Here is an 18697-nt window from a genome sequence, read left to right as displayed (position 1 = left end):
CATTTATATATAATTGAAGTTATCATAAATAATAAGCTATAGATATGAAAAATATTTTCCGCAAATTTGTATTTGCTATTTTCTTATGTTTAATAAATTTACAACTAATTGCTGCAAGCTTTAACGAAAAAATACCTTTATATTTTAAGTTAACTAACGAAAATCTGTTAGCAGGGCAAAATTCGTTAAATATTGACCTTTGCGACTCTAGAATTAAAGAATGTTGTACAAAGCCGCAAAGAGAGCTAGGGCTTAACGGAAAAAGAATGAATGATTACATATCTATTTCGCCTGATATTAAAGGAGAATGGCGATTTGGCTGGTGGTATAACATAAATTTTACTCCAGAAAGCAATTTTGCAGCTCATCAAACTTATAAGATTACTATCGAAGATTATATATTTCCTCATTTTATCAGTCTAAAAAGTAATAATATAAGTTTTACAACTTTACCTCTACTTCCTGTTATTAAAGAAATGAATTATCTACAGGATAATATCGATATTTCCAAAAAATTCGTTCAAACTAAAATAGCCTTTAACTACCCTATAGAGCCTAAAACTTTAGAGGAAAGAATAGAATTTATAAAATCTTCAACCAAGGAAAAATTACCGTTTTCTATCAAATTCAACACGTATAATACGGAAGCTACGATTATTACTAATATACCACCGCTTACAGATAAAGAAGATACTGTTTCCGTAATTATAAAAGACGGTGTTAAACCTCTATATGGCGGAGAAATTTTCACATATAAAAATGTAGAAGAGCAAAATAATAAGACGCCGAATAATATAAGATATTCTTATAAAGAAAATGTATTAATTCCAAGTCTATCCTCATATTTAAAAATCACTAATAGTACTGCTACAATTGTTAAAGATGATAAGCTAAAACCGGAACAGATAATTATAATTACTACAAATACACCGGTTTCGGGTGAGGAGATAAAAAAACATTTAGAGTTATTTTTATTACCGCAAGATAAGCTGGCTTTCTTAGGAGTTGCAGGCAAAAAAAACTATAAATGGCAAAGTCCAAAAGAAATAACCGATGATATTCTTAAATCGAGTGAAAAAATAAATTTTGAGCTTTTACCTTCCGTCCCAAGCATTACTACTATGCATAGCCTTAAAGTAGATACCCTTGCCTCAAGAACTTTGCTTATTAAAGTCAATAAAGGTGTTAAAACATCAGATAATTTAACACTTGGCTCAGATTACTCTCAAATAGTACAAATACCGGATAACCCTAAAGAAGTTAAGCTAATGTCTGACGGTTCTATTCTTTCATTAGCTGGCGAAAGAAAGCTTCCCGTATATTCACTTGGCATAGATAAATTATATGTAGAAATCGATAAGATTAATCAGCAAGAAATTAATCACTTAATCAGCCAAACAAATAGATATAATATTTTCCAAAACCTAACTTTCATAAATGAATATAATTTTAATGAGTATAATATTTCTGAAGTATTTCAAGAGGAAGTAATAGTTAATTCCCCCAATTTAAATTTACCTAATTATACTGATTTAGATTTCAGCAAATATTTTAATTTAGAAGAAGCAGGCAGCTATTCTAAGGGATTATTTCTAGCAAAAGTTTATGCTAAAGACAATAATAATAACATTATATCTCAAGATAAAAGATTAATTTTAGTTACCGATCTTGGTTTTATAGTAAAAACCGATAAAAGCGGAACACATCATATATTTGTTTCTTATATCAGTAACGGTAAACCAGCCGGTGGCGTTAAAGCAGATATTATAGGACTTAACGGTGAGGTATTAGTAAGCAGCAAAACCGATAGTAAAGGACATGCCGTTTTATCAAATATAAATGATTTTACAAAAGAAAAAACTCCAGTGGCTTATATATTAACTACTAAGGATGATTTTTCGTTTATGCCGTATAGTAGAATTGATAGGCAAGTTAATTATTCTCGGTTTGATGTAGCAGGAGCCGTTAGTTCCAATCAAGGGTTAAAAGCTTATTTATTTTCCGATCGTGGCATCTATAGACCAAGCGAGCAAGGCCATATAGGTATTATGCTCAAACAAACCGATTGGCAAGAAAAATTTGACGGCTTACCTTTAGAAATACAAGTAACTAACCCTAGAGGAAAAGTAATAGATAAAAGTAAAATAGCTCTAGATGCAGAAGGATTCGGCGAATATTTATTCTCAACCCTTGATGATTCCTTAACCGGCTTATATAATATAAGCTTATATTTAGTAGGAGATAAAGGCACAAATAACTATCTTAATAGCGTATCTGTCAGGGTTGGTGATTTTCAGCCTGACCGCATGAAAATAAACATAAACTTCAATAACTCACAAGATGAGCTATGGACGAATCCAAAAGATCTTAAAGCAAATGTTAATCTTATAAATCTTTACGGAACTCCTGCAGCAAATAGAAAAGTCAGCGGCTTTATTGATATTAGACCTACCGAGTTTTTCGTACCTAGCTTTAAAGAGTATAAATTTTATAGTAGCAAAGGAAATAAAGAGTTTTTTAACGAACGTTTAGGAGATATTACTACCGACTCTACAGGTACGGCAAATTTTGATCTTAACCTTGAAAAATATTATAATGCTACTTTTAGTCTAACATTTTCGGCGGAAGGATTTGAGCCTGACTCAGGAAGAAGCGTAAACGCAAGCAAATCGCTTATAGTTTCACCTCTGCCTTATATTATAGGATTTAGAAGCGATAGCGATCTAAAATATATTAAGAAAAAAACTACTTCAGCAATAGAATTCATAGCCATATCAAATAAAGCAGAAAAAGTAGCTGCACCTAATTTAACTCTTAACTTAAAAAAGATTAATTATGTAAATAACTTAGTAGCAGATAGTAACGGTAATTATTCTTACAGTTCAATACCTATTGAGACTAATATATCTTCTGACAAGGTTAATATCACGGCAAACGAAAGTTATATTTATAAAGTGCCTACTAAAGAAGCAGGCGATTACGTTATTTACTTAACTGATAAAGAAGATACAATCTTTGCTCAAGCTGAATTTTCGGTAATAGGTGAAGGAAATGTTACAGCTAATTTAACAGACAAAGCAAATTTAAAAGTTAAACTTGATAAAGATGATTATAAAGCCGGCGATAATATTCTTTTAAATGTTATAACTCCTTATACAGGTTATGGATTAATTACTATCGAAACAGATAAAGTACATAATTTTGAATGGTTTAAAGCTGACAAAAATAATAGTATTCAAGAAATAAAAATCCCTGACGGTTTTGAGGGTAAAGGATATGTAAATGTACAATTTATAAGAGACATAGAAGCTACGGAAATCTTTATGTCACCGTTTAGCTATGCAGTAGTACCGTTTACTGCGGGCATTTATAAACATAAACAAGATATTGAATTAACGCTTCCTGAAAAAATTAAATCAGGCGAAAAATTAACAATTAATTATCGCACTGCAACCCCAGGTAAAATCATAATATTTGCCGTTGATGAAGGGATATTATCATTTGCCGGTTATCAGACTCCCGACCCGCTTAATTACTTTATTAATGATAAAGCCTTGGAAGTCCGAACATCACAAATCATGGATTTAATATTACCTGAGCGACCTTTATTAATGAAAGCTTATATGGCGGCTCCTGCCGGAGATGATTTTATAAATGTCGCTCGAAACCTTAATCCGTTTAAAAGAAAAAGCCAGCCTCCGGTAGCATTTTGGTCAGGAATTTTAGAAGCAGATCTTGATGAGAGAGAAGTCACATTTGACATACCGAGCTATTTTAACGGCACTTTAAGAGTTATAGGGGTAGCCTCAAGCCTTGACGCTATAGGAACTTCTAAAGCTGATTTATCAGTCCAATCCGATCTTATTATCAATCCAAATTTACCTTTATTTGTAGCTCCGAATGATGAATTTACAGTACCGGTAACAATATTTAATAACCTAAAAGATTCAGGAAATGCTCAGGTTTTTCTAAATATTGAAACAAGTGAAGGACTTAAAATATTAGATTATCCTAAAGAGATACCGATAGACGAAAATAAGGAAGCTACTATTAATGTTAAATTAAAAGCGACTGATAAACTCGGTTCAGCAGATTTAAAGGTTGTGGCTTCTATAAATCACCTAAAGCCGGGTATAATATCTATGGCAGTAGTGCATAGCTCAGAATTAACTAGTACTACGAGCATTCGCCCTGCTAGTCCGAGCGTTACAACAGTTGATACAGGCTTTATTACAGACAACAAAGCTAATTTAAAAATCTTGCGAGATTTATATCCTGAATTTGCTAAGCTGCAAATTTCCGTTTCTAAATCACCACTAGCTATTATTTCCGGCTTTAAAGATTTCCTAGATAATTATCCTTATGGTTGCACTGAGCAATTAATAAGCCAAAATTTTGCTAATGTTTTATTATATAATGAACAAGAGCTAGTTCAGATTCTTAAAACTGATCGTAAAAAAATGGATGAATCATTATCGAAAATATTCCAAACTTTATCGGAACGTCAAAATTATGACGGTGGATTTAGATATTGGAACAATTTTAATGACGATTCCGATCCATTTATTTCAGTTTATGCTATGCATTTCTTAAGCGAGGGAGCAACTAGATATTTAGCCGTTCCAAGTGATATTTTTAATCAAGGTATTTACTACTTAGAGAATATGGCGAATAGATCAATCAGCTCTCTAAATGAAGCAAGAGAAAAAGCATATGCGGTTTATATCCTAACAAAAAATAGCGTTATTACTACAAGCTATATTGCAAATATTTTAAAATATTTAAACGAGTACCATAAAAATACATGGCAGGATGATTTAACTAGCGTTTATTTAGCCTCTAGCTATAAAATGCTGCAAATGAATGAAGAAGCAGATAAATTATTAGATAGATTTACTCTAAATAAACCTATATCAAAAACAGACTATCAGTATTATAATCCTCTAATAAAATATAGTCAGTATTTATACTTAATTTCTATACATTTTCCGGAAAGGTTAAAAAACTTTGACCCCAAAATTGTACAGGATATCGCTCTTTTTGCTAAGGATAACTATAATATTCTATCCGCAAGCTACGCCATTATGGCAAGCCTTGCATATGCTGATAAGATAAGTAATGTAGATGAGGCTAATATTAAGGTGACTTCTACAGGTAAAGAAGTTACTTTAAAAGACGATAAAGTGATGATTGCTGAGCTGTCAGTAGAAAATAAGGATATAGACTTAACATCCTCAAGTAACGGCTTTTTCTATCAGCTTCTAACTTCAGGCTATGACAAAGTTTTAAAAGAAAATAAAGAAATAGTTCAAGGTATAGAGATAACCAAAAAATATCTTGATGAAACTAATAAAGAAGTCAGCAAAGTAAAATTAGGTGATAATATTACGGTGGAAATCACCATGCGTTCAGGTAGCAATAAAATCTTAAGCAATATGGTGATACTTGATTTATTACCGGCAGGTTTCGAGCTTTTACCTGATAATAATAACGTAAATATATTAGCACGAACGCAGGAAGTAATGATATGGAAACCGATATATATCAATAATCGTGATGATAGAGTTATGATTTTCGGTACTATTTCTGATCAAAAAATGACGTATCAGTATAAAATCAAAGCGGTTAATAAAGGCATATTCGCAACTCCCGCTATTTACAGCGAAGCTATGTATGATCCTCATACCTATTATCGCGGCACTATAGGCAATATTGTTGTGGAGTAGCGTTACCCGCATGGTTTGTTTTATGTCGTTCCCATGAAGCATTGTTGCGTAGACCGGTAAATGCTCTCTATGTGATTCTCGTAAAAGCGGGAATCCAGAAAAAAGCGAAATGTCATCCCGTGGCTTGACCACGGGATCCAGTTAAAAATACTAATATTATTGGTACGCCTGGCTTACACTAAAAGCACAAGAATCTTATTATACAGCTTTAGACCTTAGTGAATATTCTAAGTTTAAACTCGGTATATTACAAAAAAGTGACGAATTTATCGGAGCAGAACCATAATGAATTTGCTCTCAACTATATATGGTATTATTTATCAGCTATATAAAATTCATTATTCTTATGAGTTAGGTTACTTTTAGTAATCTCAAGCAGAATCTAAATTCGCCTTTAAAAATTCCGGAGCAAAATCTGCCCAGTTAGACCAACTAATAGTTTGCAATTCTTCATCTATCGTCACTTTATTAAATAAATTTTTATCTTGAAGCTGTTCAAAAATTGAGCCTTTAAGATGTGGATATAGGTTTATAACACCTTTTGTTCCATCATCAAAAACTAATTCTAAATAATAATCATCAATATAACTTACAGATATTACATGCAACATTTTTACTCCAATGGGGCTATAGAATTTAATGGTTCACCATTTTGCGTTTTATTCCAATTATCTATTAGTTCTTCTTTATGGATATTTAACCATTCTGTAACTAATTACAAAGCTCTTTTAGGAAATTTACCTTCTAATATTTTACCGTTTAGTGAAATTATCACTTCATAATCACCATATTTAGTATGAAAATGAGGAGGATTATGGTCTCTATAGTACATCATAATTATTATCCCCAAAAAACGACTAATTACCGGCATAATAATTTTTTTATATTAATATTTCAAATTTTAATCCATTTTTTATATTATTTCAAGATCTCATAACCACAATAAAGAATTCAGAATATCTTAATAATCCTTCACTTCACAATCACTTTCAGTTTCTCGATCGTTTTTGGATCTTTTGCAAGTTCTAAAAATATTTCCCGCTCATAAGAAAGTAGCTCTTCTTCATTTGTTTCAGAATGTTTATCAATAATATTTTGGAATTTGCTAATTACCTTATTTTGTAGATTGTTATATTTTGATGTGTCTATTTCTGTTGCTAAATTTATTTTAGGCAAAGTAATTTTATGCGGAACCGGTACTATCTTTTTAGATAGGTTTAATTTTAAAGCTTCATCTAAAATATAATGCTTATTCATATTTACGTGCATATTCTCTACATCATAATCTGATTTAAAGTAATCGGCTGAACTTGTTTTATTCTGCTCTATAATATTTCTGATATTTCTAATTAATTTAGTTTTATCTCCCTTGCTTCGTACAAACATTTCAGTAACACCGCCCCATCCCGGTATTAAACCGACTCCAAGTTCTACAAGTCCGGCGTTAATTTCCTGATTTGCCACAATATAGCTTGAGTGCAATAGCAGCTCACACCCTCCGCCAAGTGCTACTCCTTTAGCACAACTAATAATATGAACCCCAGAATATTTTAAGTGCAGCATAGTTTGCTGTCCCAGCTTTAGTAAATTCTCTAGATCATGAAAATTACCGTCTTCAATATAAGAAAGAAGAAGCTTTAAATCCGCACCGGCAGAAAAATTATTTCCTTGCGGATAAATATAAAGATTTTTGCCGTCATTTTCGGCTTTACTTGCTGCTTCTTGCAGTAAATAAAACACATTATGATTTAAACAATTCATTTTTGTAGTAATAACAAAAATGAAATTCTCACGATAATTTATTAGCTTTGCAGAATCGTTTTCTAATACTATCTGACTTTCTTGTAAAATATCTTTGTGAGAATTAAATTTTTGTTTATCGATTTTTTGATATTCTTTATTGCCTAAATATTGCGGAAGCGGGATATGCATTAAATCGGCATTTTTAATTACCGAATTCCAGCTGTCTTTAGCTGCTATGGTCAATAATTCAAATGAACCGTATTTCCAACTGTAACCAAGCTTCATAGCAGCATCGATATCATAGATATTATCGGTTACAAATGGTACTAAACTTGCTAAATAAACATAAAATTCCGTGATAATTTCAGTAAAAAATTTACCGTAAACCGAATCGCTAGCTAGTAACTCATCAAGATTATTAAATGAAATATCTACTTTTTGAACAGAACTATATGATAAATCGTTTATATTGATAACTTCTTTAATCTTTTTGCCGTTTGATACCGATAAACGATAAAACCCACCTTCACCCTTAAGTCCAATTAACTTCTTCTCTATCATCTTATCGAGAACAGGAGTATTTACACATATTTTATGATAAGCATCATTTGCAGGAAGGGCGGCAAGTAATGAGCTTGATATTAACTTCATTACGTCATGCCCGATTAGATCATATAAACCAAAAATTCCGGTACTAGGCAACCCCAAACATGTAGTAAATATTTTATCCAAAGCTACAAAATCAAGCTTTTGACTTATCGCTTTGCGAACTACTAATTCAAGTAAAAAACACCCTACTCTATTAGCAATAAAGCCAGGCGTATCATTACATTTTACTATAGTCTTACCAAGAGTTTTCGTTAAGAACTCTGATACTCTTTCTATGACTTCAGACTTTACCGTATGGTCTATAATTAACTCAAGCAGTTCCATATATCTTGGCGGATTGAAGAAATGCGTAATAACGAACCTAGATTTAATATTATCCGGTAAATTCTCTTTGAGTCTTTTAAGAGGTAATGTAGAGGTATTAGAAGCAATAATTGCATCTTCTTTAAGATAAGGAATAATCTTATTATATAATTGGTGTTTGATTTCTAGCTTCTCAACAATAACTTCAATTACTAAATCACAATCCCTAATTAATTCTAAATCATGTTCTAAATTGCCTATGGTAATGAAATTTACTTTATCCGGAAAAGACAAAGGAGGAGGTTTTTGTTTATGCAAATTTTCTTTAGCGGTTTTAACTATTTTATTCGGATCATCGGAATCTTTAGCGATAATATCAAGCAGCACTACTTTATGAGAGGAATTAGCAATTAACGCTGCAATCCCTGAACCCATTACTCCCGAACCGATAACACAAACTTTTTTTATTTCATTTTGCATAAGTTACTCCTAATGATTTAATAAAGAGCCCCAATATACTCGATGAACTTCAAAAAGAGCAAGGAATCCACAAGACGAGGAACGGAGCGTATACTTAATACGTGAGTACCGCAGTACTTGTAGGATGACGCAGCCAATTTTTGAAGTTCATCGAGTATATTAAGTCATCGCAACACTCATCACATATACTGACCCTGCCCCCGCTTGTCGTAAAATTTTAGCACATTCATTTATAGTAACACCGGTGGTAACAACATCATCGACTAATAAGATTTTTTTACTTACAATATTATATTTTGTATTAAATTTGATACTACCCTTTATATTATTTTTGCGTTGTTTTCGTGAAAGAAAAGTCTGAGACTTGGTCCATTTTGATTTAGTTAAAATATCGGCTTTTAACATTTTATCGGTAACTTTTGCAATTTCCATAGCTAAAATATGAGCAGGATTATACATTCGTAGTAACCTCTTAAATCTATTCATAGGTACAGGTATGATTAAATCAATATCTTTTATATCCTCGATATATCTATTATATAAAAGCTTAGCAAATATCGTCTTATCCTGATATTTAAACTGATGAACTATTTTTTTGCTATGCTTAAACATCTCTGCGGCAAAATATAGTCTATTACACTATTATAAGCTTTAACTAACAACTAAACTCCTCTTGAAGATTCTTGTTTCTTAGATGCACTTCTTCCTGTTGGCAGTGGCGATATATTATTACTGCGAGCAGTAACCTTACCGTGCGTTAAACTTTCCTACATATGATGGACTTTTTCTTCTGCTTTAGCAATTTCAGGAGTTTTTGGCTTTTGAATATTAGGAGTAATAAGAACGGTACTAGATTTCTGCTCTTCCTTTTTACCGTATATTTCTTTTAAATCACCAAATTGCGATTCAACAAAATAGCCGAATCCTGCTTTTACTGCTGATTTAGCTTTTTCAAAATTAGTTTTTTCAGCAGGAGGAGCAAATTCAGGTCTCTCTGCAACCTTTGCTCTAGTTACATTAAAATGTTCTTTTAGCTGCCCTCACTTAATTGATCAATTTTAGGGGTTGTAGCTAAAAACTCTTCTAAGGCTTTGGTATCGATTTTTGCTTGCCTTTCTTTTTCAAGCAAGTCTTTCTTATCTTCATAATTTCCTATTGATGTTTTTAAACTATTTATTTGGTTTATTTTATCTTTTTTTCGTTCCATACGTACTAATTTTGTGTCTGCTTCACCTATAACATTACTTCCTCCTCCAATAAGACCAGCTGCTAAACCGGTTATAATACCGCCTGCTGAATTTGCTTGTGCCACTAAGGTTGCTACTTCTAAAACATTATCCCGAACTGCTTTTAAAATTTCTTTAGTTCTCGTAGTATTTAACTTTTTAGGTTCAAGAGTTTCTTGATAAATTTTAGGTAATTTAGTATCCAAAAAATTTTTAAGTGCAGGACTATCTTTTCCTTTATCTATTTAAGTAGCAACTACTAACTCTGCTTGCTTTACATAATTAGCTTTAATATTTTCTAAAGTTTTTTTCTCTCTATCTAAATGCTTATCTTCTCTTACTTCTAAAGTTTCTTTTCCGACATTATAAGCAACGGCTGATAAAGAAAGTGCAGCAGGACCAAGTCCAACCGGCGTCGGGTTAAGGGCTAACGACACCATGACACCACCAATTTTTGCCGTACGTTTTACTGCCTTACTACCCAATGTTTTATATGTTGCCTCTAATACATTTGCTGCCCTTTCAGCACCCGGTAAAGTTTTTATTTTATCAAGCACCTTATCGGCAATACCGGAGCTTGGGGGACCTTTTTCTTTAATTTTTGCACCTTGCTGAAGTTTATCAACTGGATCATAAGCTTTTGCTACTTTTTCTCCAACGTTAATTACTCCTTCTACTATATGAGCAGGACTAGCGATAACTTTACTACCCTCCTTTACCACTTCGATTGCTACTCCACTTGCAGCGATTCTTGCACGAGCAACTCTAGCACCGTAAAGTGCCGTATCCTCTTTCAGCATTCTTTTTCCTACCGGCTTATTTTGCGATTGCCGTTCCTGTGGAGGCTCAGAAGCTTTTGTCTGTGCTACCTCTAAAGGCTCTACTCTTTCAGGGGTATTTATTGAAGATTTAAGCTTATTATCTTCTGCTGCATTTTTTACTCCCTCTTCAGGAATATTAATAGATGATTTACTGCTTAAATTTTCTTTACTCATACATATCTCATAAAATTATGTTCTATGTTATTTCACATTCGATGTCATTCTCGCTCGTTTATGTCATTCCGCGTAGGCGAGAATCCAGTAAAACCTACAAAAAACTTGTTTTTTTGGTTTATTTCACCAAATTATGTAACTTCTATATCAATATTTAAGTTATTTTTCTGGATCCCCGCCTACGCGGAATGACATTAAGTAGGTTTTTTGAGCAATGCAACAACGCCGTCTTGACCACGGGATCTAGAAAAACAACTTATAGCGTGTATTCCTTGACATTTTTCTGGATACCGTGGTCAAGCCACGGTATGACAACAAAAATTAACATCTTATCGTCTCCCCATCGCATAGCTAGTAATGAAGTTTTTTATAGGCTTAAAGTTATTTATTGCCTTAAATCCTATTTGTCTTAAACATCTTAAATTTTTGGAATAATTTAAAAAAATATTATTTAACTCATCAGTCAGCTTATACATAATAAAATTATCCTCTTGCCTTAGCTTTTGATATTCTTGTAATGTACCATTATTACTAACAATCATACTCAAAGTCTCTATATCCTTTATGCCCTGATTAAGCCCCTGTCCTGCTAAAGGATGTACTGTGTGAGCAGTGTCGGCAATAAGCACTATCTTATTATGAAAATATCTATTTGCTATACGAGCTTTTAGCGGAAAACTACTAATCTCACTATCAATAGTAATTTTACCTAAAGAATTACCGGCATTTCTTTGAGTTAAAAATCTAACTTCTTCTACAGGCAAATTAACAATTAAAGCAGCCTGATCAGAAGAAGTTGACCATATTACGGATGAAGCATATTGATTTTTTAAAGGCAGCAAAGCAAAAGGACCAAGCGGCAGGAAATGCTCCATAGCACAATTTTCATGCGGATTTTCATGCTTAATATTAAATGTAAGAGCAGTTTGATAAGGTTTCTCAATTTCATTAGCAAAGTAATGAGACCTCACTTTTGAATTTGCTCCGTCACATATAATTAATAAATTACACTTAATTTGTTTATCATCAAATTTTATAATCGAGTAGTCATTATGGCTTATAACCTCTTGATATTGATTATTATCAATTAATGTTATCAACGGATTATTAGTTATTTTTGACAATAGTATTTTTTTAAAATCACTATTCTTAACCACATATCCAAGTACAGCGTCATCGTCATTTCGTAAGTCTAATATCTCTGAAGCCTTATTATCCACTACATACACGTCTTGCATTTTTGCCACAAACTTTTCAAGCTCTTCCCATATATCAATAGAGAATAAGAAATTTTTAGAATGCGGCGTTAAAGCAGTAGTTCTTATATCTTTAAAAAACTCCGGTCTTTTTACCGATTTACTCTCGAATATAGTAGTTTTTATACCCTTTTGTGCAAAAGAAAGGGCAGTTAGCATACCGCTCAAGCCACATCCTAAGATTATTAGACCTCTTGCATAACTTGTTTCTAAAGGTAATTTGTATGTCAATCCTAGCCCTTCATCCTCACGTACTAAGTTGTACGCTGCGGTTCTGTGCTTCGTGTTTCCTTCAAATTCCTCTTTATTAACTACGTTATGCAAGAGATCTATTGTATCAATCTGTTTTGTTTTTATCTGCTTCATGTATAAAATATTTTAAATATCCGTTTGTTGCTATAAAGCTTAAAAGAAAGTAAATAATTGCTATATCCAAATATGAACTATTGCCTGAGTATAAGCCTAAACAGCAAATAAATAAACTCACTAAAGTCGTGAAGCTATTTAAAATCAATAAATTTGTAAAAATATCTGTTTTTTTGATAAATAGGTAGATTATTAAGCAAATAAATAATGAAATAATAATTAAAAAGATGTTAAGCATAATTTTTAAAATTGGTTTTACTGCTTGTTAGAGGCTTTGTTGTATAAGTCCGGTGGTCAAGCCACGGGGTGACAAAGAAAAGCACTAGATTACCGCCTACGCGGGAATGACAATATCACACAGTATCCTCATTATATATAATCCCTTATAATCTTACAAACTGCAAATAAAATTAATTAAAATTCCTTAAATAATCTTAATATTATGTAATCTTAGCCAACCTTTACATTTATAAATAGCTATTGTGACAAAAATGTTATAAAAAAATGTTGCTTTCTTTTACATTCGGCATTAACGTATATATTTAGGCTTTGATTAATATTTTTAAGGTAAATTGTAATGTCACAACTAGATGTTTTAATAGTAGACGATGAAGAGAGTATACGAAATCTCATTGCTGCAAATTTGAAAGATGAAGGTTTTAATCCTAAGGTTGCCACTAATAGTACTCAAGCTCTTAAAATACTTTCTGAAAAACCGGTCTCTGCAGTTATACTTGATATTTGGCTTCAAGGAAGTGAAATTGACGGGCTTGGGATTTTAGAGATAGTTAAAAAACGCTATCCTTTAATGCCGGTAATAATTATTAGCGGTCACGGTACTATAGAAACAGCAGTAAATGCCATAAAAATGGGTGCTTACGATTATATAGAAAAACCTTTTAATAATGATAAATTAGTTATTTTACTTAAAAGAGCTTGCGAAGTAACAAAGTTAAAACGTGAAAATATAGATTTAAAATCAAAAATTATAGATAAAACTGAATTAGTAGGTGGATGTTCGGTAACTTTAAAATATAAAATGGAAATAGAAAAGGCAGCTAGCTCTAGCAGTCGTATAATGATTCACGGTAAAGTCGGTAGCGGTAAAGAACTTGCAGCAAGGTTAATTCATAAACAATCTAAAAGGGTTAATAATCCGTTCATTATTTTCAGCCCTACCTGTATGACTACAGAAAAAATTAATCAAGAATTATTCGGCGAATCGGAAAAGCAGGAAAATAATACTAAACGCCCTACTATCTTAGAATTTGCCAATAACGGTACTTTATATATAGATGAGGTCAGTAATATTCCTATTCCTATCCAGGTAAAATTATTAAAATTCCTTAAAGATCAAACTATTACAAAGCCTTGTGGAAAAAATATTAAAGTTGATATAAAAATTATCACCGGTACTTCTAAAAATATTCAAGATGAAGTTAATAACGGCAAATTCCTAGAAGATCTATATTATCGCCTTAATGTATCCTCTCTAAAAGTACCTTCATTATATGAGAGAAAAGAAGATATACCGCTACTCGTTAAATATTTTGTTAAGCAACTTTCAAAATTTTCAGGTTTAAAAGAACGTAACTTTGCTGATGAAACTATCGCTGCTCTTCAATCATATGAATGGCCGGGTAATATTAGACAATTACGTAATGTAGTTGAATGGACTTTAATTATGAATCCATTAACTACAGGTAATAATGAAATTATCAAACCTTATATGATACCTTCCGAAATATTAGCAAATAGTGCTAATCTCACAAAACTTGAAGATAGTTTTGATATGTTATCTATGCCGCTTAGAGAAGCCAGAGAAGTTTTCGAGCGTCAATATCTATCGGCACAAATGAGTCGTTTTAATAATAATATTTCAAAAACATCCTCATTTGTCGGTATGGAAAGATCGGCTTTGCATCGTAAATTAAAATTATTAAGCTTACATATACCTCCTACAAATAGAATAAATGAAGAAGAATATGAGGAAGCAAATGCTTAAAGTCGTATCAATAATTACTATTTATTTGTTATTAAGCAGCTGCTCCGAATCTACTCGTGATGCGAATGGATTACTTACGGATAGCCAAAGCACGGTAATTCGGAATTATATAATATCGCAAAATTCTAAAAACCTTAAAGTGAACCTTAAAGAGAAGTTCGGTTCAAATTTAAAAGGAGTCAAATTAATAGGAGTAAAGCTAATAAATGAAGATTTATCAGGAATAGATTTAACTTCCTGCGAAATATTACGTGCTGATTTTGCAGGTAGTAATTTAGAAAAAGCTATACTTACAAATGCTATAATTCAAGAAAGTAATTTTGCAGATTCGGTAATAAAAAATATTTCCGGGTATAATTCTGACTTTCAAGGTTCAATTTTTAACAATATAACATTACAAAATACAAATTTTGTTCAATCAAATTTTAGCGATACTGCTTTTAATAAAACTACTATAATAAATGTTAACTTTGAAAATTCTAAATTTAGTCATGTATTATGGAGTGATAATACTATTGACGGTGTTAATTTTCAAAAAACTAACCTAAAGAATAATAGCTTTAAAAATACTAATATAACAAATTCAATATTTTACGGTACGGATTTAGAAAAAAGTGTAATAAATAATACCAATTTCACTAATAATTATTTTGAATCTAGCGACCTAAGTCAAACTAAATTAACAGCAGTAATAATTAATGATTCTAACTTCACACAAAGTATTTTTAATGAAGTAAACTTTAATAACGTACAAAGTAATAACTCTTTCTTTTCATACGCTTCCTTTCAAGATTCAACATTACAGAATATTAGCCTTACTAAATGTGATTTACAAAATAGTACAATTAGTAGTTCAGTTTTAAATCATTTTAAAATCGATAATGCTATATTAAATAATATGAGTCTAAACGATAACAAATTTAATAATTTATCAATAAAAAATAGTAATGCTAATTTTGTAAGGATTAATAAAACTAAAGGCTCAAATATTACTTTAGATAATATAAGCTATACTAATAATATTTTTAGCAATAATGATTTTAAACAATTTATAGTGATTAATACTGACTTAAACAGCAGTGAAATAATAAACTCAAATATAACTAACGGACAATTTAATAATGTAAATTTTTCTAAATCTTTAATACAAAACGTAAATTTTTCAGATGTTAAAATTACTTTAGGTAATTTAAACCAAGTGGCTCTAATAAATTCTAATCTAACAAATACTACGGTCATTAACTCCGTCCTTTCTAATTCACAAATAAATAATATTAACTACCAAGCATATTCCGGTTTTATTAATACTAATGTTTCTAATAATATTATTTTAAATAGCGATAATTCGAGCAAAATTCCACCAAATAATATAGTAATAAGTTCGGTAAAAGATTTGCAAAAAATAACTAACTTAACAAATATAAATTTAACAAATCTTGACTTAAGTAGTTTAGTATTTAATGGAACAGATTTTTCAAATAGTATCTTTAAAAATGCTAATTTAACAAATACGATAATAAAAAATTCTATTTTAAAAGAGGCTAATTTTTCTGCAGCAATACTTACTAAAACAGATTTTTCAAACTCAATATTAACAGATAGCATATTTAAATCAGCTAAAATTGATCAGGCGGGCTTTAGTAACTCTGACCTAACAAATGCCGATTTTACCGAAGCAACAATTAAAGATACTTCATTTGATAAGGCTAAGACAAACGGAATGAAAGGAGTGGATAATCCTAATTAAAGTTAGAATTATTAATTATGAGAATAATTAATAAAAACTTTAGGATATTTGGAGGCTATTTTTAATAAAGATATAGCGGAGCCGGTAGGTTTGCGTCTTCCTTGTTCTCATTTTTGTAATGTTCTTACATTAACTCCCATAAGCGGCAAAAGCTGATTGAGAGAGATGTAAGTGCCTTCTGATATCCACTATATCTTCTTTTGCCTCTATTTTTTTTATATGTCCTTTTCCTAATTTTATATCTTGAATCGATTGCAAAATTTCAGCTCCAATATCTCTTTTTACGTTCATAAACCTAATTCCTCTTTTATTTTTTTTTAAACAGAAGCTGGAATATTTTCAGCTTCATTTTTTGTATATATGGTTAATAACCATATCTGTTCTTCTTTACTTTTATAATAATAAATTATACGAACACCACTACGTTTTCCCCACCCTTTGGACATCCAGCATATTTTTCTAAGTCCACCACTACCTATTATAACATCCCCTGATTTAGTATGTAGTGACAAGATAAACATTATACGTCAGTAACGTATAATGTCAATAACATCTCTACAGAAAAATATTGGTATATTTACCTTTGGTGGCTCTTCAAAGATTTTCCTTTATTAGTAGGAGTATTAGACGGTGTAAATGAATTATTATTCATGAAAGCAGTAGGACTTTGCTTCTTCATTCTATTAATAATTCGTTGTTGTTTAAGATTATTTATCTTTTGTCTTCCGGCTATCCTTATAGATTTAATAATTTTGGCAGTTTCTACAAATATTTCCTGAGGAGTTTGTAGCTGATCAATTTGCTCATAATGTTTTTTAAGAAATTCTTCTTTTATCTTTGGCTTTACTCCTTTCAAATCAACATATGTTTTATATAACTTCTTTAATTTTATTTTAGATTCTTTTATTTGTTGTTTGGAAGATTTTTGAGAAAGTGATTTAATCGAATTAACAAGACTACTACCTATTTCTTTTATAATATTAACTGCAGGCGAAGCTATTTTCTTTATTCCTTCATAAATTTTACCGAGTCCTCTAGCAATAACATCTAATATTTTAGGCTCATATTCTTTAGATATAGGAGGTGTATCCCTAATAATATCTCTAGCTTCAGTTAGATTATTAGCTAAATTAAATAATGCTTTTTTTTCCTCTAAATCAGTAGAACGATTAGCATATGAACTAGCTATATCTGCATGAGCATCTATAGTATCGGTAATTATTGATTTAGTATCATTAAAAGAAAGATCTGTAGATGTCTTTTTTCGTGTTACAGGACTATCTTCTCTTAATTTATCTAGCCTATCACGTATTTCTTGGTCTTTTTGAGCATTGAGAGCTTTACTTTTTTGTTCTAATTTAACCTCGGATTGTATCTTCTCAACTAGCTTATCTACCTCATCATCGGATTCATAACCAGAGTCATAACCGGATTTTTTTGTGGGGGTATAAGGTCTATCTTGGAGCTTTGCAAATCTTTCTTCTAATTCTTCAAGTGTTGGAGGAGTACCTTTAAGTTTTGCTAGTCTTTCTTCTAATTCTTTTATTATTTGATCGTCCTGCTTTTTCTTAGACATATATACCTCTGTAATAATTCTCAATTATTAATAACATAAATTACTAACTAAAATAAAGTATTTTTTGATATGAGCTAAGATATTACTTACATAAAACCAAGTTATGTAAGTAATATAAATATTAAGAATAATCGCCGGCAGTATTATTGTCTAAACTCATACCTGCTATTTTAATGCTACTATCTTCAAAATGTAGATATTGAGTGACTTCACTTATTATTCCTGCTTTAGATATTGCTGCAAAAACAGTACCGGTAAGGTCTTTAACTGTACAAGCTATTTCAAAAAAATGATCTTTTATGTGCTTATCTACTTTTACAAAATCATCAGAATTAAAATTCTTTCGTGCTAAATAGCTTTCTAATATTGCCTTTTTATTGCTTGTCAAACTGTTATATTCTCTAAGAGCAGCATATTCTTTATATTCTATAGAACTCTCTTTGCTAAACTTCTTTTCAATAAATTCAGCCAACTTACTTAAATGATACCTTGATATTCTAACATCCCAAATTTCTTGGACTTCCGGGCTTAAGGCGTTATAAGCATTAATAAAATCGTCACCTTGTAAATCTTCAAGTCTTTTTATAGACAGCAAAAGACCTGTTATTTGCAAAAAATTACATAAATCCAATATCTCTTTATGGAAGTGTTGAGAGATAAGATAA

General features: G+C 31.1%; 14 protein-coding genes and 1 pseudogene. 3 read left to right on the top strand and 12 right to left on the bottom strand.

The features are described 5' to 3' along the window. Window positions 1-44 precede the first annotated feature (44 nt). Window positions 45-5726, top strand: a complete 5682-nt coding sequence (locus SB78_RS03120) for an alpha-2-macroglobulin family protein (RefSeq protein ID WP_041078567.1) — start codon at window positions 45-47, stop codon at window positions 5724-5726. A gap of 371 nt (window positions 5727-6097) precedes the next feature. Here SB78_RS03120 and SB78_RS03115 read toward each other — a convergent pair whose 3' ends face one another. The 8 genes and pseudogenes from SB78_RS03115 to SB78_RS03070 form a co-directional block, all read right to left on the bottom strand. Then, window positions 6098-6337, bottom strand: coding sequence for a DUF2442 domain-containing protein (locus SB78_RS03115; protein ID WP_041078565.1), 240 nt, complete (start codon window positions 6335-6337; stop codon window positions 6098-6100). Window positions 6338-6441: 104 nt separating this feature from the next. Then, window positions 6442-6561, bottom strand: coding sequence for a DUF4160 domain-containing protein (locus tag SB78_RS10050; protein ID WP_199402738.1), 120 nt, complete (start codon window positions 6559-6561; stop codon window positions 6442-6444). A 137-nt stretch (window positions 6562-6698) separates the two neighbouring features. Next, complete coding sequence (locus SB78_RS03105) at window positions 6699-8861, bottom strand: 3-hydroxyacyl-CoA dehydrogenase/enoyl-CoA hydratase family protein (protein ID WP_041078563.1); 2163 nt, start codon at window positions 8859-8861, stop codon at window positions 6699-6701. A 159-nt stretch (window positions 8862-9020) separates the two neighbouring features. Next, window positions 9021-9473 (bottom strand): ComF family protein, encoded by a 453-nt coding sequence (locus SB78_RS03100; protein WP_241773698.1) that lies wholly within the window; start codon window positions 9471-9473, stop codon window positions 9021-9023. A 418-nt stretch (window positions 9474-9891) separates the two neighbouring features. Continuing rightward, window positions 9892-10293: a hypothetical protein gene (locus SB78_RS10740; RefSeq protein WP_241773697.1), complete on the bottom strand. Its 402-nt coding sequence runs from the start codon at window positions 10291-10293 to the stop codon at window positions 9892-9894. A 524-nt stretch (window positions 10294-10817) separates the two neighbouring features. Beyond that, a pseudogene (locus SB78_RS10045) lies at window positions 10818-11082 on the bottom strand (hypothetical protein). Window positions 11083-11411: 329 nt separating this feature from the next. Further along, a complete protein-coding gene (gene ubiH, locus SB78_RS03075; RefSeq protein WP_041078575.1) occupies window positions 11412-12695 on the bottom strand; it encodes a 2-octaprenyl-6-methoxyphenyl hydroxylase in 1284 nt (427 codons plus the stop codon). Continuing rightward, the gene (locus SB78_RS03070) at window positions 12676-12942 is read right to left on the bottom strand and encodes a monovalent cation/H+ antiporter complex subunit F (protein ID WP_041078561.1); all 267 of its coding nucleotides are present in this window, start codon (window positions 12940-12942) and stop codon (window positions 12676-12678) included. Before SB78_RS03070 ends, ubiH begins: the two co-directional genes overlap by 20 nt. Window positions 12943-13281: 339 nt before the next feature. On the opposite strand from SB78_RS03070, the gene SB78_RS03065 reads away from it, so the two are divergent. Both SB78_RS03065 and SB78_RS03060 read left to right on the top strand, forming a co-directional pair. Then, window positions 13282-14709: a sigma-54-dependent transcriptional regulator gene (locus tag SB78_RS03065; protein ID WP_041078559.1), complete on the top strand. Its 1428-nt coding sequence runs from the start codon at window positions 13282-13284 to the stop codon at window positions 14707-14709. After that, a complete protein-coding gene (locus SB78_RS03060; protein ID WP_041078557.1) occupies window positions 14702-16456 on the top strand; it encodes a pentapeptide repeat-containing protein in 1755 nt (584 codons plus the stop codon). Before SB78_RS03065 ends, SB78_RS03060 begins: the two co-directional genes overlap by 8 nt. A gap of 129 nt (window positions 16457-16585) precedes the next feature. On the opposite strand, the gene SB78_RS10735 is transcribed toward SB78_RS03060, so the two are convergent. The 4 genes from SB78_RS10735 to SB78_RS03040 form a co-directional block, all read right to left on the bottom strand. Further along, window positions 16586-16747, bottom strand: coding sequence for a helix-turn-helix domain-containing protein (locus tag SB78_RS10735; RefSeq protein WP_241773696.1), 162 nt, complete (start codon window positions 16745-16747; stop codon window positions 16586-16588). Between the two features lie 26 nt (window positions 16748-16773). Next, on the bottom strand, window positions 16774-16968 hold the full coding sequence (locus tag SB78_RS03050) for a hypothetical protein (RefSeq protein ID WP_241773695.1): 195 nt from the start codon (window positions 16966-16968) through the stop codon (window positions 16774-16776). A 65-nt stretch (window positions 16969-17033) separates the two neighbouring features. Then, the gene (locus SB78_RS03045) at window positions 17034-18032 is read right to left on the bottom strand and encodes a hypothetical protein (protein WP_041078555.1); all 999 of its coding nucleotides are present in this window, start codon (window positions 18030-18032) and stop codon (window positions 17034-17036) included. Between the two features lie 121 nt (window positions 18033-18153). Further along, window positions 18154-18697 (bottom strand): hypothetical protein (locus SB78_RS03040; protein ID WP_041078552.1); only part of this gene is annotated, 544 nt, incomplete at its 5' end.

The organism is Rickettsia asembonensis (assembly GCF_000828125.2).
Lineage (GTDB): Bacteria > Pseudomonadota > Alphaproteobacteria > Rickettsiales > Rickettsiaceae > Rickettsia > Rickettsia asembonensis.
Note: the sequence above shows the minus strand (reverse complement) of the source record. Positions and strands in the feature narration are given on the sequence as shown.